This is a genomic window from Zhengella mangrovi (assembly GCF_002727065.1).
GTDB lineage: Bacteria > Pseudomonadota > Alphaproteobacteria > Rhizobiales > Rhizobiaceae > Zhengella > Zhengella mangrovi.
Genome location: NZ_PDVP01000002.1, coordinates 302,054 through 319,623, shown reverse-complemented (window position 1 = coordinate 319,623; position 17,570 = coordinate 302,054). Strand labels below are relative to the sequence as shown.

Sequence of the window (17,570 nt, the reverse complement as noted above, 5' to 3'; positions counted from 1 at the left end):
ACAGCAGGAAGCAGGTAGCTTGAGGCATTAGCATCCATGTGGATCAGGACCGTCGACCGCGACGATTTGGAGAATATCCGCGATCTCCTCGTAAGAACCTGGCACGCCACCTACGACAGCATCTACGGTGAGGATCGCGTCAACGCGATCAACGAGGACTGGCATTCGCTCAAGGCGCTCCAGAAACGCATGACGAAACCCTATTCGGAATTCGTCATCGCCGATGACGGAACCGAAATCCTTGGTGTTGCCTATGCATCCATGGGCGACGAGCGGGTCGCCTACCTCCATCAGCTCTACGTCAATCCGCACGCGCAGGGACGGGGGGCCGGCAAGGCCCTGCTGATCGAGATGGAAAGCGCTTTTCCGATGGCCGCCAGGATGCGCCTGGAAGTGGAAGAGGCCAATGAAAAGGCCATTTCCTTCTACGAGAACAATGGCTATCGTCAGGTCGACCGGACAGAGAATTGCGGCAGCCGCGATTCCGGCATTCCGGCGCTTATTCTTGAAAAGCAGATAGGCTGATTGTGTGCTCGGCCTTCCTGGTTTTCAGGCGGTAATCCAACGCATGCAGCTATGGGGGTCATGCCATGCGACAGTTCCTCAAGATCGCTATTCCCGTCTTCATTCTCGGCTTCGTGGCGGGAAATGCCTTCTGGTATCTCTTCTCGCCTCTCTGGATCGACCGTGTCGTCTCCGAGGGCTTGCCGCCTGAACTGATGACTTCCCGGGTGGCAAGCGGGCAGTTTCACGATGCTGACGCCGCGCACCGCGGAAAGGGGATGGCGCAGATCCTGCGTACGGCCGGCGGCGCCCACTTGTTGCGCCTGTCGGATTTCGAGGTGACCAACGGCCCGGACCTGGAAATGTGGCTGGTCAAGGAAGCCGATCCGAAAAGCTCGGCGGACGTCAAGGCGAGCCAGTGGGTTTCGCTGGGCGCTCTCAAGGGCAATATCGGGGACCAGAACTATGTCATCCCGGACGATGTGGACGTGTCGGCCTATGGCTCGGCCGTCGTCTGGTGCCGGCAGTTCGGGGTGCTGTTCTCGTCCGCGCCCCTGAGCCCGGCGCAGTGACGGTCGCCGGTCTCGTCATCCGTCCCGCCGTCCGCGCCGACGTACCGGCCATTGTGGCCCTGTTCGCCGGCGACACGCTCGGCGGCCATGGCGATACGACCGATTCGCAAGCGCTGCCAGGCTACCTTGCCGCCTTCGACCGGATCGAGGCCAGTCCGTGCGACAAGCTCTACGTGGCGGAACTCGGCGGCCGGGTCGTGGGAACCTTCCAGACGACGCTGACGACCACGATGACGGGCCGTGGCCGCCCCTTGCTGACCGTCGAGGCGGTGCAGACGGACGCCGCCATGCGGGGCAGGGGGATCGGCGCGGCGATGATGCGCCATGCGGTGGGCGACGGCCGCCGGGCCGGAGCCCGGCTGGTCCAGCTGATGAGCAACAAGGCGCGAGGTGACGCCCACCGGTTCTACGAACGGCTGGGCTTTGCCCGCAGCCACGAGGGCTTCAAGCTGAAACTGTGACCGCGCGGGCGTTTTTGCTGTCTGAACCTGCATTGGCCCCTTGTCTTCCCGCTGCAGGGGCTTCATAACGCGGTGCAATACCGGATGCGCCGGTTGCCGCGCATCCCTCCCGCTCGACGAGGTCCGGCATGCTGAAGTTTCTCACCAACATCTTTACCTGGTGGAATGGCGCCACGCTGAACACCAGGTTCTTCACCTGGCGCAACGGCACCAAGGTGGGCGAGGACCAGTTCGGCAACGTCTACTACGAGGGGACGAAGGATTCCGAGGGCCGCACCCGTCGCTGGGTGATCTACAACGGCTACGCCGAGGCGTCCGCGATCCCGCCCGGCTGGCACGGCTGGATGCATCATCGCGTCGATACCCCGCCGACGAAGGAAAACTATGTCCGTCGCGACTGGGAAAAGGAACATCACGCCAACCTGACGGGAACTCCGGGCGCCTACCGGCCGGATGGCTCCATCCTGACGGCGGCCAGCCGTCCCAAGGTCACCGGCGACTACGACGCCTGGACGCCGGGATCCTGATTTTTCCCGCCAGGCCTGTTCGCGCCACATTTCTTGGTTAACGGCTTCTTGACGGTCGCATGACTACAATGGCGCGCCGTCGAAAACGCTACGTCACAGTCAGGAACCGGTTGCCGGCCATGAAGTTCAGGGTTTCTTCCATTTTCTTCCTGTCGGCCCTGGCCGCCGCCACCTCCGGTGCGACCCTTCCGGCCGGCGCGGCCGGCGAACGCGTGACCAATCCGGTGGCCGAGTTCACCGGTCTCGACAAGATCACCGGCCGCATCATCAATTTCGACGTCTACATTGACGAGACAGTGCAATTCGGGGCCCTGCTGGTCACGCCGCGGGTCTGCTACTCGCGCCCGAATAGCGACGAACCGAAGACCGACAGCTTCGTCGAGGTTGACGAGATGACGCTGGATCGCAAGGTCCGCCGCATCTTCACCGGCTGGATGTTCGCCGAAAGTCCCGGTCTCAACGCTGTGGAGCACGCCGTCTACGACGTCTGGCTGAAGGGCTGCAAGGAACAGTCCGACGTTCCGCCGCCCAAGGACAGCTGAAACGCGGGGCTCCAGGCCCGAAGCCAATGTTTGCGCTGGTAGCGACGGCGCTTTCCACCGCTTGAACCGATCATCTGGCCTGGCGCCAGGGCGACGCGAGCCGGTTCACCTGCCATGCACGTTGTGACGATACGCTCGCCGTGTGACGTGAGGCCGGGGATTTTCGGTGGGTCCTCTATGGTTTGATTGCTGGCCGCGCCCGGCCGGTCCGGTCATGTCCCGATCGGCGCTGGTCATCCCGGTGCCGATGGATCATCATGAATGATCAGATCTGAGGATTGGGAACGTGCCGTCTGTTGCTGTGCGCCTCGCTGAAACCGAACAAGACGTCGAAGCTGTTCGTGCGCTTTGCCGGGCTTTTGTGGATTGGCAACTGAAAGAATTCCCCGGCATGAGGGAAAAAATACTGGCCTATTTCGAGCCGGTCAGCTTTGCGCGCACGCTTGCTGACTTGCCGGAGATTCATGCCCGGCCCAAAGGGGCGATATTGCTTGCAAGCCTTGATGGACGCCCTGTTGGATGCGTGATGTACCTTGAAATGCAGCCGGGCGTTGCCGAGGTAAAACGCCTTTTCGTCGAGGAGAGCGGCCGGGGCCATGGCATCGGGCGAATACTCCTTGCCGGGATGCTCGAGCAGATGCGAACGGATGGCTACAACGAGGCCTGCCTCGACTCTGCCGAGTTCCTCACTCATGCCAAGCAGCTTTACGATCGCATGGGCTTTGTCGACATCGCCCGCGCGCCGGACGATCCAGGACACGCGTATTTCATGAGGTATGCCCTCTAGGCGGATCATGGTGCAATCGTCGGCCTTGCCGCCGCCGCTGTGGGGATGATCCTGAACTGTCATGCAAGATGACGCCGGCGAGGGATAGCCCTGGCCGAGCCGTTGGACGACGGGCATGGGCAATGGGCGCGGCCTGCGGGCAGCGCAAGGCACGCCGTGCCAGCGATGATAGGGTCAGCGTGTGTCGTTCGGGCCTTGATCGGTGGTGCGCTCGCCGGGCACGTTGAAGTCCGCGTCCGCCGAGATCGCTTCCGACAGCATCCTCTCGTAGGCCCGCCGCGGCACGTCGATAGCGCCGAACCGCTTCAGGTGCTCGGTGGTGAACTGCGTGTCCAGCAGCAGGAAACCCTGCTGCTTCAGCCGCTCGACGAGGTGCCAGAGACAGACCTTGGACGCGTCGCGCTCGCGCGCGAACATGCTCTCGCCGAAGAAGGCCGCGCCCAGCGATACGCCGTAGAGCCCGCCGACGAGACGGCCGTCTCGCCAGGCTTCCACGGTGTGGCAGTAGCCACGGCGAAACAGCGTGCCGTAGGCCTCGCGGATCGTCCGGTTGATCCAGGTTGAGGGCCTGTCGCCGGTCGCTTCCGCGCAGCCGTCGATGACGCCTTCGAAATCACTGTCATAGGCGATCTCGAACCGGTGCTGCCGGATGACTTTTTTCAGGCTCTTGGGCACGTGGAACGCGTCGAGAGGGATGACGCCACGCACCTCCGGCCGGACCCAGAACACTTCCTCGTCCTCGGCGTCCTCCGCCATCGGGAAGACACCGGTGGCGTAGGCCCGCAGCAGCAGGTCGGCCGGAATTGCCTGGCCGGGCGCGATCGGCCGGGTCATGCCGTCACGGGCGCACCGGCCGCGCTGTCAGGCCTCGGCTGTCTTGGTCGCCAGATATTTCTCGAGCCAGTGAATGTCATAATCACCATTGGCGATGTCGCGGTTCGACACCAGGTCCTGGAACAGCGGCAGCGTGCTGTTGATCCCGTCCACCACGAACTCGTCGAGCGCGCGGCGCAGGCGCATCATGCATTCCACGCGGTTGCGGCCATGGACGATCAGCTTGCCGATCAGGCTGTCGTAGTAGGGCGGGATCTTGTAGCCCGAGTAGACGCCTGAATCGACGCGCACGCCGAGACCGCCCGGGGTGTGGAAATGGGTGATCACGCCGGGCGAGGGGGTGAAGGTGAGCGGGTCTTCCGCGTTGATGCGGCACTCGATGGCATGGCCGGAGAAGCGGATCTCGTCCTGCGTCACGGAAAGCCCGCCGCCCGAGGCCACGCGGATCTGCTCGTGCACCAGGTCGATGCCGGTGATCGCTTCCGTCACCGGGTGCTCCACCTGCAGGCGGGTGTTCATCTCGATGAAGTAGAATTCGCCGTTCTCGTAGAGGAACTCGATCGTGCCGGCACCGGAATAGCCCAGTTCCGCGATCGCGTTGGCGCAGATCGAGCCGATCCGTTCGCGCGCTTCCTCGTTCAGGGCCGGCGAGTTCGCCTCTTCCCAGACCTTCTGGTGGCGTCGCTGCAGCGAACAGTCACGCTCGCCCAGGTGAACGCCCTTGCCCATCCCGTCGCCGACGACCTGGACCTCGATGTGCCGGGGCTTCTCGAGGTATTTCTCGATGTAGACGGCGTCATCGCCGAACGCCGCACCCGCTTCCGACTGGGCGGTCTGCAGTGCGACCAGCAGGTCCTCTTCCGAGCGCGCCACCTTCATGCCGCGGCCGCCGCCGCCGGCGGATGCCTTGATGATGACCGGATAGCCGATCTCTCCCGCAATGCGCTTGGCGTCGGCTTCCTCGGTCACCGCGCCGTCGGATCCGGGGACCACCGGGATGCCGAGCCGCTTGGCGGTCCTCTTGGCCTCGATCTTGTCGCCCATCACCCGGATGTGCTCGGCCTTCGGTCCGATGAAGGTGATGTTGTGCGCTTCCAGGATGTCGGCGAACTTCGCGTTCTCCGACAGGAACCCGTAGCCCGGGTGGATCGCGTCGGCACCGGTGATCTCGCAGGCCGCGACGATCTGGTGGATGTTGAGATAGGAATCGCGCGATGGCGGCGGGCCGATGCACACGCTTTCGTCGGCGAGGCGCACGTGCATCGCGTCGGCATCCGCCGTGGAATGGACGGCAACGGTCGAAATGCCCAGTTCCTTGGCGGCGCGCAGGACGCGCAGGGCGATTTCGCCGCGATTGGCAATGAGGATCTTGTTGAACATGGCCGCTTACTCGATGACGACGAGCGGCTCGCCGTATTCCACCGGCTGGGAATCCTCCACCAGGATGGCGGTGATCGTGCCGGCGCGCGGCGAGGGAATCTGGTTCATTGTCTTCATGGCTTCCACGATCAGCAGGGTCTGGCCCTGCTTGACCTGCTGGCCGACCTCGATGAAGGCCTTGGCGCCTGGCGCCGGGGCCATGTAGACGGTGCCGACCATGGGGGAGGGCACGGCATTCTTGTTGTCCGCCGCCGGCTTTTCGGCCGCCGCCGGCGCTGCGGCCGGTTGCGCCGCCGGAGCGGCTGCCTGCATCGGCATCGGCGCGTAGGCCTGGGCCGGAGCCGACATGAGCTGGCGCGACACGCGGACCCGCAATTCACCCTGCTCGACCTCGATCTCCGACAGGTTGGTGTCGTTCAGGATCTCTGCGAGATCGCGGATGAGCTTCTGGTCGATGCCGGGATTTTTCGAAGACATGCACATTTGTCCTTGTTGAAACTGTCAGCGGGCGATACCGCGCCGGTGTCCGTCGATCCGCTATCGGTCCGGGACGCCAGGCTGCGCGGACGCCTTTTTGACAAACCGCGCGTCTCTATAAAGCGGATAGGCGCTCGCGAAAAGACCGCAAGCGCCAAGTTTCGTTCTCCACAGGGGATTGGCCGCCGGTCCTGCCCGGAAATGTCAGCACTGGGTGCTGTTGCAGGTCCGCAGGTTTTGCACCTTGGCTTCCAGAACCTCCTGGCCAAGCGCGCCGAAAACGACCTCGTCGCCCACGACATAGGTCGGCGTGCCGGTGATCGAAAGCTTGTTGGCGAGTTCGTAGGTCTTGCGGAACGTCTTGGCGATCTCCGGATCCTTCATCGCCTCGCGCAGCTTGCCCTCGTCGACACCAAGGCCCGTGGCGATCTCGATCGCCTTGGCCTCGTTGGCACGGCCGGACGAGCCGAGCAGCTTCTGGTGGAACTCGGCGTACTTCTCGGGCGCGATCGCGATCAGCGCCTGCGACACGATATGCGCCTTGTGCGAATCCTCGCCGAGGATGGGGAATTCCTTCATCACGAAGCGGATGTCCTTGTCGGCTTCCACCATCGACTGCATGTCCGAGAGCGCCCGCTTGCAGTAGCCGCAGTTGTAGTCGAAGAACTCGACGATGGTGACCGAACCCTTTGGATTGCCGACGAGCCCGTCATGCTTGGAATCGAACAGGTCGGCGCTGGCCGCGCCGATCACGGCGCGCTGCTGGTCGCGCTGTTCGGCCGCCTGCTTCGTCTCCAGCGCCTGCTGCGCTTCCACCAGCACCTCCGGGTTCTTGAGCAGGTACTCGCGCACGATGGTTTCGATCTGCGCCCGGTTGGCGTCGGAAATCGTCATCTCCTCGGCCGTCGCGCTCACCGGCAGGAGCGCCGAAAGCCCGAGGCTGGCAGCGGCGGCCAGGGTGATCATCTTGCGGGAAAGCTTGGTCGCGAACATTCTGTGGTCCTTGTCTGGTGTGGCCGGTCATCCCGGCAAGGGGTGTTATTTCTTCTTGTTGGGATGCGTGTCGATGATGTCCTGCGCCCGTTGCCAGGCCGGCGATCCGCGTTTCAGCTTCTGCTGTGCCCGGGCGGCGAACACGCGGGCGTCCTGCAGGTTGCCGGCGTGGTAATTGCCTTCCGCCGAGGCCAGTTCCGCCTCGCCGATGTCGCCGAGAACGCCGTAAGCCTGCGCCAGGAAACGATAGGCGCCGGCATTGTCCGGATCGGCGGTCAGCCCCTTGCGGATCTGGTCGATCGCCTGGCGCATCGCGTCCTTGCGGCCGGTGGCGATCAGGGCCTGCCCCTGCGCGATCATGAGCAGCGAGGAGCCGCCCGCCAGGCGCGCCGCACGTCCGTAGGCATTGGCGGCTTCCGCCGGCCGGTTGGCCTTCATGAAGGAATCGCCGAGCAGTTCCTGGAAGAAGGCATAGTGCGGCCGCTTCTTCACAAGCGCCTCGGCGCGCTTCACTGCCTCGCGCGGGTTGCCGTTCAGATAGGTGTTGAGCGCCGCGCCGTAATCGCCCGCAATGGCGGTATGCAGCGAGCGGCCGATGCGGGCCACCGCGCCCGGTCCCTCGGTGTAGGCGGCGATCTTCACGCGCGCCAGGTCGTGACGCTCCTGCAGGTCCGCCGGGTCTTCCCGGTTCCAGAACTTGCTCTTTTTCGCCAGGTCTTCCAGCAGCGCGATGCGGTCGCGTGGCATCGGGTGGCTGACCAGGTAGGGGTCCATCCGCGATCCTGTCAGCGCGAGAGCGCTGGCGAACCGTTCGAAGGTCTTGATCATGCCCTTCGCCGACTGCCCGGTCGCATTGAGATATTGCAGGGCGGAGCGGTCGGCGGTGATCTCTTCGCCGCGCTGGTAGGCCAGCAGGCCGCGCTTGGCCGCTTCCCCGGATCCGAGCGCGATGCCGGAACCGGCGCCGGCAAGGCCGCGGCTGTTGGTGGCGGCACCGGCCGCCATGGCGCCGATGCCGAGCAGCGATCCGACGACGGCCAGCGTCTGCGCCCGTTCGAGCTGCTGGCGCAGCCGCTCCTGGTGCCCGCCGGCGATATGGCCCGCCTCGTGGGCGATGACGCCGATGATCTCGTTCGGCGTCTCGGCTGTCATCAGCGCGCCGGTGTTGATGAACAGGCGCCTGCCGGCGACGAAGGCGTTGAAGCTGCGGTCGTTGACGAGAACGATCTCGACGCCCTTCTTCGACAGGCCGGCGGCCTTCAGGATGGGCCGCGCATAGTCACGCACCAGGGACTCGATCTCGGCATCCCGGACGACGGGCACGTTGCCGCGCGCCAGTACGGGTACGACGGCCTGCAGGGACGCTATGGCACCGGCCGCCAGGACGGCCACGCCCTTGCTCATCAGTCTGCGCAGCGGTGCTCTGTTGAAAAGTGCTTTGGTCATGACATCGCCATTGCTACAGGACCGGCCCTCCGCTGAAAACCCGCAAGCAGTTACAATCATGAACTTGTGAACGCCACATCAATCGGGCATTTGTGCGGCCGAACAGGATGGCGCGATGTCGCGCGGCCCCGGATGCGGGCAAGAGGCCAGGTGGGAGTACCGGAGCATGACCCTTCACGTTTCGCGGCGAAGCGCGGTGGAACCCTTTCACGCCATGGATGTCCTGGCCGAGGCCAACCGCATGAAGGCGGCCGGCCAGCCGGTCATCTCCATGGCGGTCGGCCAGCCCGGTGATCCGGCGCCACGGGCCGTGCGCGAGGCGGCGATCCGTGCCCTGGCCGACGGCCGCATCGGCTACACCGACGCCCTCGGGCTGAAGAGCCTGCGCGAGGCGATCGCCGGCCACTACGCGGACCACTACGGTGTAGACGTTTCGCCCTCGCGGATCGCCGTGACGACCGGATCGTCGGCGGCTTTCAACCTGGCCTTCCTGGCCATGTTCGACCCCGGCGACCGCGTTGCGATCACCGCGCCGGGCTATCCCGCCTATCGCAATATCCTCAAGGCGCTCGGGCTGGAGGTCGTCGAGATCCCGCTTGATGCCGACGGCTACCTGAAGGCCGGGCAGGTCGCGGCGGCCCATGCCGCGGCGCCGCTTGCCGGTGTGCTCTTCGCCAGCCCGGCCAATCCCACCGGTGCGGTCATCCCCGACGCGGAACTCGCGGCCATCGCCGACCTGGCCCGCGAACGCTCGATCACGCTGATTTCCGACGAGATCTATCACCGGCTGAACTTCAGCGGTCACGACACCACGGCGCTGGCGCTCGACAACGACATCACGATCATCAATTCCTTCTCGAAATACTACTGCATGACCGGCTGGCGGATCGGCTGGATGGTCCTGCCCGAAGCCCTGGTCCGGCCCATCGAGCGGATCGGGCAGAGCCTCTACATTTCGGCTCCCGAACTGTCGCAGATCGCGGCCGTGGAAGCCTTCAACGCCACGGCGGACCTCGAGCAGGTCAAGGCGCGCTACGGTGAAAGCCGGACCCTGCTGATGGACGCCTTGCCGCGCCTTGGCCTTCCGCTCGCAGCGCCGATGGACGGCGCCTTCTACGCCTATTGCGACGTCAGCCGTTACACCAACGATTCCATGGCCTTTGCCCGCTCGATGCTGTCGGAAGCCCTGGTCGCGGCCACGCCGGGCCTGGACTTCGATCCCGTCGAGGGCAGCCACACGATGCGTTTTTCCTACGCTGGAACCCCGGACGACATGGCCGAGGCGCTCCGAAGGCTGGAGCGCTGGCTGCCCGGCCGGTAGCGCCTGGGCATTCCGGCAACGTGAAAGCAGAACATGAAAAAGCCCGGCCAACGCCGGGCTTTTTCAATAATTTAGTCCATTCAACAAGGCTCAGAAAAAGCCCTTGCGCTGCCACCAGCCACCCTTGCGCGGCTTGGCTTCGCTGCTGTCCGGGGTTGCCGAGGTGACCACCGGTTCCGAGGCAACGGGCGCCGTCCGGGCTGACCGGTCGTTGCCGGCGTCCTCCTCGGAGGCATCCTCGGCCACCGAAGCGTCCGCGGTTTCGGCTTCGGCCGCGCCATCGGCCGGCACCTCGGCTGTCGCCGCCGCGGGAGCTTCCTGCGGTTCGGCTTCGGCAGCCGCAGCCGCCTCTTGCGGTGTGTCGCTCACCGCTTCGGCGGCATCGGCGCTGGCCTCGGTTTCCGGCTCCGGCTTGGCTTCCGGCTCCGGCTTGGCTTCCGGCTCGGCCTTCTTGCGTGTGCGGCGCTTCGGCTTCGGCTTTTCTTCCGCCACCGCCTCGGCTGCTTCGGCACCGTCTGCCACGGCCTCCTCGGTCTTGGCCTTCTTGGCGCGGCTGCGGCGCTTGGGCTTGGCCGGCGCTTCCTCGGCCTTGGCTTCTTCGTCCGCCAGGTCCTTGGCTGCCTGTTCGGCCGCGACCGGCTCGTCGGCTGTCACCGCCGCACCTTCGATCGCCTCGGCTGCCGCGGTATCGGCATCCGAACCGCTTTCCGCAGCCGCTTCGCCAGCAACGGCATCCGGCTCCGGCTCGGAGGTCGCGGCGACCGCGTCGCCTTCGGCTGTCTCGTCGGACGATGCCTGGCCCTCGTCGCCGGTCTTGCGATTGCGGCGGCCGCCACGCTTGCCGCGGCGGCGCTTCTTGCGCTCGCCACCATCGTCCTGCAGTTCGGCGCCTTCGTCCTCGTCGCCTTCGGCTTCCGATTCCGCGTCGCCGGCGTCATCGTCGTCCTCGGCCGATGCATCCGCGGCCTGGCCTTCGCCGTCACGGTCGCGGCCACCCCTGCGCCGCCGGCGCCGGCGCTTCTTCTTCCGGTTGCCGTCGTCGTCGCTCTGGCGTGATTCCTGCGTCTCAGGTGTTTCGGCGGTTTCGTCACCTTCGCTCTCGGCCAGCGCCTCGTCGATGGCGTTTTCCTCGGCAAGATCCGGCGCCATCGTCGGCGTCGTTGCCGTCGGCACGCCCTCGGCGGCCGAGCCGCGGTCGATTTCCACCAGCTTGGTGCCGACCGTGTCGTCGCCTTCGACGGTGATCGTCAGGCCGAAACGGGATTCCAGGTCGAGCAGGTTGGCCCGCTTCTGGTTCAGCACGTAGAGCGCTGTCGAGATCGGCGTGCGAACGGTGATGTTGTTGCGCGAATCCTTGGTCAGGTATTCCTCGATGGCGCGCAGCACGTAGAGCGCGACGGAGGATTCGGAGCGCACGTGGCCGGTACCGCCGCAATGCGGGCAGACCTGCATCGTGCTCTCCAGCACGGACGCACGAATGCGCTGGCGCGACATTTCCAGCAGGCCGAAGGGCGAAATGCGTCCGACCTGGATGCGTGCGCGATCGTTGCGCAGGCAGTCCTTCAGCCGCTTTTCAACCGAACGGTTGTTGCGCTTCTCCTCCATGTCGATGAAGTCGATGACGATCAGCCCGGCCATGTCGCGCAGGCGCAACTGGCGGGCCACTTCCTCGGCCGCTTCCAGGTTGGTCTGCAGCGCCGTGTCCTCGATCGAATGCTCCTTGGTCGACCGGCCGGAGTTGACGTCGATCGCGACCAGGGCCTCGGTCTGGTTGATGATCAGGTAGCCCCCGGACTTGAGCGTCACCTGCGGCTGCAGCATCCGGTCGAGCTGCGCCTCGACGCCGTAGCGCACGTACATCGGCGTGTGGTCGCGGTAGGGCTGGACCACCTTGGCATGGCTCGGCATGAGCATGCGCATGAAGTCCTTGGCCTCGCGGTAGCCCGAATCGCCGGCGACGAGAATCTCGTCGATGTCCTTGTTGTAGAGGTCGCGAACCGATCGCTTGATCAGGCTGCCTTCCTCGTAGACGAGGGCAGGGGCCGTCGACTGGAGCGTCAGGCTGCGCACCTGCTCCCACATCCGCATCAGGTATTCGTAGTCGCGCTTGATCTCGGGCTTGGTCCGGTTGGCACCCGCAGTGCGCAGGATGACGCCCATGCCTTCCGGCACCTCGAGATCCTTGACGATGTCCTTGAGCCGCTTGCGGTCGGTCAGGTTGGTGATCTTGCGCGAAATGCCGCCGCCGCGCGCCGTGTTCGGCATCAGCACCGAGTAGCGGCCGGCCAGCGAGAGATAGGTGGTCAGCGCGGCGCCCTTGTTGCCGCGCTCTTCCTTGACGACCTGCACGAGCAGGATCTGCCGGCGCTTGATGACTTCCTGGATCTTGTAATTGCGCCGCGAGGTGCGCCGCCGCGAGGCGGCCTCGTCGATCGCGTCCTCGGCGCCGACCATCTCGACGCCGGCATCCTCGCCGTCTCCATTGGCATCGTCGTCGCCATCGGCGTCATCGTCCTGGTCCGCGTCGTCGGCCTGCACGTCTTCGGCCCGCGCCTCGTCGCCAGCGCTCTCGTCGTTCGCCGCGTCATCGGGAACGGCAACCTCGTCGCCGAACTGCGGCGCGGAAAGCTCGACGTCTTCCGACACCACGTTGGCATCGGCATTGGCCGCGAGTGCCGCCACCTGGGCCGGATCGTCCTCGGCCGTCTCGCCTTCGTCCTTGTGCACGTCGGAGGCGCGCGCCTTGGCCACCTTGTCGGAGCCGCGTCCGCGCCGGCGCCGGTTCCGGCCGCCGCGGTTGTTGCGTGAGGCCTGCTCCTCGTCGTCGTCCTCGTCCTCGCGCCGGGCCGCCTCTGCCTCGTCGCGCAGCAGCGCCTGGCGGTCGGCGACCGGGATCTGGTAGTAGTCGGGATGGATTTCGGAGAAGGCCAGGAAGCCGTGACGGTTGCCGCCGTATTCGACGAAGGCCGCCTGCAGGGAGGGCTCGACCCGCGTCACGCGCGCCAGGTAGATATTCCCCTTGAGCTGTTTCTTGTCCTGTGATTCGAAATCGAATTCTTCGATACGATTACCGCGGGTGACAACCACCCGCGTTTCCTCCGGGTGGGAGGAGTCGATAAGCATCTTGTTGGCCATGGAAAGTCCCTGGGACAGACGATGTCCAGGCCGGCGATCGCTGCGGATCCGCCGTGCTGGAAGGAGGTCTGCCTGATTTGTTGATTGCCGTCATGTCCAGGGCGGGCGACGCGAGCGATCCCCTCTCCGCGGCTTGATAAGCGCGGAAACGCAGGGGGCTTTGAAATCGTGCGTCTGTTGCCATCACCTTGTCATTTCGGTCCATTACTGTTTGGGCAGCGACGAAAGCCGTGCCCGTCCTTGCTCTTGAAACATCGGCACGGGTTGAGCCGCCCCGGCCGTTTTCCTCACACGAAAGGATGCCCGCCAATCGGGACCCTTGAAGAAATTCTTTGCGGAGCATGACCAGGGGCCTTTGTGCCATGGCGGTCTCGCCAGACAGACCCGGACCGGTTGTCTTGATCTCGGGGCGCTGCCTTTGCGTCGCCATCTTCCCGGACTACTCCAACCCCGCTTTTATGTGTTGATGCGGTCTGTGGCAACCCTTCACATTTCACAGGGTCTTGCCATTGCCGGGGCAAGGCTTGATTAACCATATCGCGTTAGCTTTCCTTAACGAATTCGGACGGCAAGGGACGTCGGGCAGGGCAGGGGTTCATGGAATGGCAATGGCGGACATGATTCGGCGCCTCGCGATGCTGGCGGTCACCGGTGTCCTGCTGCTGGTCTCGGCCGGTGGCATGGCCCTGGCATCCGGCCAGCCGCTCCTCGCCTACGGCTATTCCATGGTCGGCGACAAGGCGCATGTCCGGGTGATGATGAAATTCGACCAGGCCGTGGAGCCACGCTGGTCGCTGATGCGCCAGCCGCACCGCCTGGTGATGGACCTGCCCGAAACGCGGTTCCGTTTCGCCGATGGCGCGACGACCCCGGCGGGCTTCGTCAGCGCGGTGCGCTACGGCGACCTCGGCGAAGGCCGCGCGCGCGTCATCCTGGCCTTCGAAGGGCCGTTCAAGGTCGAGCGTTTCGAGACCACGAACAACGCCGACGATGGAAGCTGGCAGCTGATTGCCGATATTGCCGCCGCCACCCCGGCCGAATTCGATGCCGCGCTTGCCGCGCAGCCTGCGCTGAGCCTGCCCGCACGCTCGACGGCGAAGGAGGACCGGCTGGCGGCGAACCAGGACCATCGCGACCGCAAGTTTACCGTCGTCATCGATCCCGGGCATGGCGGCATCGACGGCGGCGCCCAGGGACTGCATGGAACCCAGGAAAAGACGATCACGCTCGCCTTCGGCCTCGAACTGCGCAAGAAACTGCAGGAAACCGGGCGTTTCAACGTCGTCATGACCCGTGACAGCGACCAGTTCCTGCGTCTCGACGAGCGGGTTCAGATCGGCCGCCAGAGCGAGGCCGACCTCTTCATTTCCATCCACGCCGACACGATACGCTACCACTACATCCGCGGCGCGACCGTCTACACCCTGTCGGAAAAGGCCTCCGACGACATCGCCGCCGATGTCGCCGAGAGCGAGAACCTCTCTGATTCCATCGCCGGCATCGAGTTGCCGGAGGAAAGCACGGAAGTGGCCGACATCCTGATGGACCTGGTGCGCCGGGAGACCCAGACCTTTTCCGTCCGCTTTGCCCGCACGCTGGTCGGCGAACTGTCCGAGCAGGTCGAACTGATCAAGAACCCCCATCGCTACGCCGGCTTCCGCGTGCTGACCGCGCAGGACATGCCCTCGGTGCTGGTCGAGATCGGCTATCTCTCCAACAGCAAGGACGAAAAGCTGATGCGCGACCCGGCCTGGCGCGAGAAGGCCGCGCAGAGCATCGTTTCGGCGGTGACGCTGTTCGCCAAGGCGCGCGGCGGGGAGGGCGGCTGATGGCCCCTTGTCCCGCGATTCGCGCCAGCCGCGCTGTTGCCTTTCTGACGCCCCCGCTGGGAAAAGGTCTTGATTTCCGGTATGCTGCGCTGCAAATGCCGGGCCGCCGTATTTTGCCCACATCCGCAAGGCAAGGGGAACGGACAGGCGACTGGCCGGCTGTTTCGGTCACGAAGCCCGGCCTCTCAGGCCATGAAGCCCGGCCGTTACGGCCATGACGCAAGGATCCCGGAACAAGACATGCTCAGGCTGATTGGATATTTCTTCGGCATTGGTATCGCGATGGCGCTCCTCGTGGCCGCCGGCGTCGCGGTCTATGTCGGAAACCTCGTGAAGGACCTTCCCGATTACGAGGTGCTCGCCAAGTACGAGCCGCCGGTCACCACCCGTGTCCATGCCTCGAACGGCGTGCTGATGGCCGAGTATGCCCGCGAGCGCCGCCTGTTCCTGCCCATCAAGGCCGTTCCCGACCGCGTCAAGGCGGCCTTCCTGTCGGCCGAGGACAAGAACTTCTATTCCCATCCGGGCATCGACATCTACGGTCTCGGCCGCGCGGTGATCACCAACCTGCGCAACATCGGCTCGGGCGCCCGCCCGGTCGGCGCCTCGACGATCACCCAGCAGGTCGCCAAGAACTTCCTGCTTTCGTCCAAGCAGACCTATGACCGCAAGGTCCGCGAGGCGATTCTCGCGCTGCGAATCGAGCAGGCGTTCTCCAAGGACCGCATCCTCGAGCTGTACCTCAACGAGATCTTCTTCGGCTTCGGCGCCTATGGTGTTGCCGGCGCGGCGCTGACCTATTTCGACAAGTCGGTCAACGAGCTGGAGATCCAGGAGGCCGCCTATCTGGCCGCGCTGCCCAAGGGCCCCAACAACTACCATCCGTTCCGTCATACCGAGCGCGCGCTGGAGCGCCGCAACTGGGTGATCGGCCAGATGCGCGAGAACGGCTACATCAGCGCCGAGGAAGCCGCCGAGGCCATCGCCAAGCCGCTTGGCGTCAAGCCGCGCCGCTCCGGCACCTACATGTTCGCCGGCGAGTATTTCACCGAGGAAGTGCGCCGCGAGATCATCGACCGCTACGGCGTCGATGCGCTCTACGAAGGTGGCCTGTCGGTGCGCACGACCATCGACCCGGCGATGCAGGTCATCGCCCGCAAGGCACTTCAGAACGGCCTTGAGAAATACGACATGCTGCGCGGCTATCGTGGTCCGGCCAGCAAGATCGACATTTCCGGTGACTGGGGCGTCGCGCTCTCCAAGGTGGAGGGCCTCTATGACGTGCCCGAATGGCATGTCGCGGTTGTCCTGGCCGCCGGTGACGACGGCCTCGACATCGGCCTGCAGCCCGAGAAGGAAGTGTCGGGCGAGATCGCGCCGGACCGGACCCGCGGCTTCGTTCCGCTCGCCGACATGAAATGGGCCATGCGCCACAAGAAGGACGGCAAGACGCTCAAGGCCAACACGCCGGCCGACGTGCTCCAGCCCGGCGACGTGGTCTTCGTGGAGAAGGACACGGAAAAGGAAGGGGCCTACAAGCTGCGCCAGCCGCCGGAGATCGAGGGCGGCATGGTGGCGATGGATCCCCATACCGGCCGCGTCCTCGCCATGGTCGGCGGCTTCTCCTTTGCCGAATCACAGTTCAACCGAGCCACCCAGGCGATGCGTCAGCCCGGTTCCTCCTTCAAGCCGATCGTCTACGCCGCCGCGCTGGACAACGGCTACACCCCGGCCTCCGTGGTGATGGACGGCCCGATATCGATCAAGTCCGGCAACGACGTGTGGGAGCCGAAAAACTACGGCGGCGGCTTTGCCGGCCCGTCGACCCTGCGCCTCGGCATCGAAAAGTCGCGCAACCTGATGACCGTGCGCCTGGCAAAGGACATGGGCATGAACCTGGTCGCAGAATATGCCGAACGTTTCGGTGTCTACGACCACATGTTGAAATATCTTCCCATGGCTCTGGGATCGGGCGAGACGAGTGTCATGCGCATGGTTTCCGCCTACGCGATCATGGCCAACGGCGGCAAGCAGATCAAGCCGTCGCTCATCGACCGCATCCAGGACCGTTACGGAAAGACCGTCTACAAGCACGATGAGCGCCTGTGCGAGGGCTGCACGGCATCGAGCTGGGTCAACCAGCCGGAGCCGGACCTGATCGACAACCGCGAACAGGTCCTCGACCCGATGACGGCCTACCAGATCACCTCCATGATGGAAGGCGTGGTCCAGCGCGGCACCGCCGTCACCGTGTCCAAGCTCGGCCGCCCGGTGGCCGGCAAGACCGGCACCACCAACGACGAGAAGGATGCCTGGTTCATCGGCTTCACGCCCGACCTGGTCGTCGGGCTCTACATGGGCTTCGACACGCCGCGGCCGATGGGCCATGGCTCGACCGGTGGCGGCCTCGCCGCGCCTGTGTTCCTCGATTTCATGCAGCAGGTGCTCAAGGACAAGCCGGTGGTCGATTTCCCCGTACCGGAAGGCATGAACCTCATCGCCATCGACCGCAAGACCGGCATGCGTGCCAGCGGCGAGGGCCCGGGCGTCATCATGGAAGCCTTCAAGCCCGGCACCGGTCCGGCCGACAGCTATTCGGTCATCGGCATGGAGAACATCGGTATCCAGGAACGTGCGAAGACGATTTCGCCGCAGGCGAGCCGTGCCATTTCCGGCGGTGCCGGCGGCCTCTACTGACGCACCGCGGGACGATCGCGGGAAAGGCGGCCGGCCGGCCGCCTTTTTCCTTTACAGGCGCGATG

At 65.0% G+C, this 17,570-nt stretch carries 15 protein-coding genes; 9 read left to right on the top strand and 6 right to left on the bottom strand.

Annotation, left to right across the window (positions count from 1 at the left end):
* Positions 1-36: 36 nt before the first annotated feature.
* The 6 genes from CSC94_RS05345 to CSC94_RS05320 all read left to right on the top strand — a co-directional run bounded on the left by CSC94_RS05345 (position 37) and on the right by CSC94_RS05320 (position 3,393).
* Positions 37-525: a GNAT family N-acetyltransferase gene (locus CSC94_RS05345; protein ID WP_099304537.1), complete on the top strand. Its 489-nt coding sequence runs from the start codon at positions 37-39 to the stop codon at positions 523-525.
* A 65-nt stretch (positions 526-590) separates the two neighbouring features.
* Complete coding sequence (locus CSC94_RS05340; RefSeq protein ID WP_099304535.1) at positions 591-1,076, top strand: DM13 domain-containing protein; 486 nt, start codon at positions 591-593, stop codon at positions 1,074-1,076.
* Positions 1,073-1,537, top strand: a complete 465-nt coding sequence (locus tag CSC94_RS05335; protein WP_099304533.1) for a GNAT family N-acetyltransferase — start codon at positions 1,073-1,075, stop codon at positions 1,535-1,537. The genes CSC94_RS05340 and CSC94_RS05335 overlap by 4 nt, the downstream gene beginning before the upstream one ends.
* 128 nt (positions 1,538-1,665) lie before the next feature.
* The gene (locus tag CSC94_RS05330; protein ID WP_099304531.1) at positions 1,666-2,064 is read left to right on the top strand and encodes an NADH:ubiquinone oxidoreductase subunit NDUFA12; all 399 of its coding nucleotides are present in this window, start codon (positions 1,666-1,668) and stop codon (positions 2,062-2,064) included.
* 119 nt (positions 2,065-2,183) lie between these two features.
* Positions 2,184-2,606 (top strand): DUF2155 domain-containing protein, encoded by a 423-nt coding sequence (locus CSC94_RS05325; RefSeq protein ID WP_099304529.1) that lies wholly within the window; start codon positions 2,184-2,186, stop codon positions 2,604-2,606.
* A gap of 286 nt (positions 2,607-2,892) precedes the next feature.
* Positions 2,893-3,393, top strand: a complete 501-nt coding sequence (locus CSC94_RS05320) for a GNAT family N-acetyltransferase (protein WP_165784326.1) — start codon at positions 2,893-2,895, stop codon at positions 3,391-3,393.
* Between the two features lie 174 nt (positions 3,394-3,567).
* Here the strand turns inward: CSC94_RS05320 and aat are convergent, their stop codons facing one another.
* The 5 genes from aat to CSC94_RS05295 all read right to left on the bottom strand — a co-directional run bounded on the left by aat (position 3,568) and on the right by CSC94_RS05295 (position 8,523).
* Positions 3,568-4,227, bottom strand: coding sequence for a leucyl/phenylalanyl-tRNA--protein transferase (gene aat, locus CSC94_RS05315; RefSeq protein WP_099304525.1), 660 nt, complete (start codon positions 4,225-4,227; stop codon positions 3,568-3,570).
* Positions 4,228-4,254: 27 nt separating this feature from the next.
* Positions 4,255-5,607, bottom strand: a complete 1,353-nt coding sequence (gene accC / locus CSC94_RS05310) for an acetyl-CoA carboxylase biotin carboxylase subunit (protein WP_099304523.1) — start codon at positions 5,605-5,607, stop codon at positions 4,255-4,257.
* Positions 5,608-5,613: 6 nt separating this feature from the next.
* The gene (gene accB / locus CSC94_RS05305) at positions 5,614-6,084 is read right to left on the bottom strand and encodes an acetyl-CoA carboxylase biotin carboxyl carrier protein (RefSeq protein WP_099304522.1); all 471 of its coding nucleotides are present in this window, start codon (positions 6,082-6,084) and stop codon (positions 5,614-5,616) included.
* Positions 6,085-6,288: 204 nt separating this feature from the next.
* Positions 6,289-7,077: a DsbA family protein gene (locus tag CSC94_RS05300; RefSeq protein WP_099304520.1), complete on the bottom strand. Its 789-nt coding sequence runs from the start codon at positions 7,075-7,077 to the stop codon at positions 6,289-6,291.
* Positions 7,078-7,122: 45 nt separating this feature from the next.
* Positions 7,123-8,523 carry a M48 family metalloprotease gene (locus CSC94_RS05295; protein ID WP_245408264.1) on the bottom strand — a complete coding sequence of 467 codons (1,401 nt, stop codon included), beginning with the start codon at positions 8,521-8,523 and terminating at the stop codon, positions 7,123-7,125.
* 166 nt (positions 8,524-8,689) lie between these two features.
* Here CSC94_RS05295 and CSC94_RS05290 point away from each other — a divergent pair, with 166 nt between their 5' ends.
* Positions 8,690-9,844 carry a pyridoxal phosphate-dependent aminotransferase gene (locus CSC94_RS05290; RefSeq protein WP_099304518.1) on the top strand — a complete coding sequence of 385 codons (1,155 nt, stop codon included), beginning with the start codon at positions 8,690-8,692 and terminating at the stop codon, positions 9,842-9,844.
* Positions 9,845-9,934: 90 nt separating this feature from the next.
* Here CSC94_RS05290 and CSC94_RS05285 read toward each other — a convergent pair whose 3' ends face one another.
* On the bottom strand, positions 9,935-12,979 hold the full coding sequence (locus CSC94_RS05285) for an Rne/Rng family ribonuclease (protein ID WP_099304516.1): 3,045 nt from the start codon (positions 12,977-12,979) through the stop codon (positions 9,935-9,937).
* Between the two features lie 608 nt (positions 12,980-13,587).
* On the opposite strand from CSC94_RS05285, the gene CSC94_RS05280 reads away from it, so the two are divergent.
* Positions 13,588-14,808 carry an N-acetylmuramoyl-L-alanine amidase gene (locus tag CSC94_RS05280; protein ID WP_245408263.1) on the top strand — a complete coding sequence of 407 codons (1,221 nt, stop codon included), beginning with the start codon at positions 13,588-13,590 and terminating at the stop codon, positions 14,806-14,808.
* 240 nt (positions 14,809-15,048) lie between these two features.
* Positions 15,049-17,505, top strand: a complete 2,457-nt coding sequence (locus CSC94_RS05275; RefSeq protein WP_099304512.1) for a penicillin-binding protein 1A — start codon at positions 15,049-15,051, stop codon at positions 17,503-17,505.
* Positions 17,506-17,570 lie beyond the last annotated feature (65 nt).

Bases quoted from the DNA above. Each gene is read 5' to 3' on its own strand.
- CSC94_RS05345 (WP_099304537.1), top strand. From the start codon at position 37: ATGTGGATCAGGACCGTCGACCGCGACGATTTGGAGAATATCCGCGAT.
- CSC94_RS05340 (WP_099304535.1), top strand. From the start codon at position 591: ATGCGACAGTTCCTCAAGATCGCTATTCCCGTCTTCATTCTCGGCTTC.
- CSC94_RS05330 (WP_099304531.1), top strand. From the start codon at position 1,666: ATGCTGAAGTTTCTCACCAACATCTTTACCTGGTGGAATGGCGCCACG.
- CSC94_RS05325 (WP_099304529.1), top strand. From the start codon at position 2,184: ATGAAGTTCAGGGTTTCTTCCATTTTCTTCCTGTCGGCCCTGGCCGCC.
- aat (WP_099304525.1), bottom strand. From the start codon at position 4,227: ATGACCCGGCCGATCGCGCCCGGCCAGGCAATTCCGGCCGACCTGCTG.
- accC (WP_099304523.1), bottom strand. From the start codon at position 5,607: ATGTTCAACAAGATCCTCATTGCCAATCGCGGCGAAATCGCCCTGCGC.
- accB (WP_099304522.1), bottom strand. From the start codon at position 6,084: ATGTCTTCGAAAAATCCCGGCATCGACCAGAAGCTCATCCGCGATCTC.
- CSC94_RS05300 (WP_099304520.1), bottom strand. From the start codon at position 7,077: ATGTTCGCGACCAAGCTTTCCCGCAAGATGATCACCCTGGCCGCCGCT.
- CSC94_RS05295 (WP_245408264.1), bottom strand. From the start codon at position 8,523: ATGACCAAAGCACTTTTCAACAGAGCACCGCTGCGCAGACTGATGAGC.
- CSC94_RS05290 (WP_099304518.1), top strand. From the start codon at position 8,690: ATGACCCTTCACGTTTCGCGGCGAAGCGCGGTGGAACCCTTTCACGCC.
- CSC94_RS05285 (WP_099304516.1), bottom strand. From the start codon at position 12,979: ATGGCCAACAAGATGCTTATCGACTCCTCCCACCCGGAGGAAACGCGG.
- CSC94_RS05280 (WP_245408263.1), top strand. From the start codon at position 13,588: ATGGCGGACATGATTCGGCGCCTCGCGATGCTGGCGGTCACCGGTGTC.
- CSC94_RS05275 (WP_099304512.1), top strand. From the start codon at position 15,049: ATGCTCAGGCTGATTGGATATTTCTTCGGCATTGGTATCGCGATGGCG.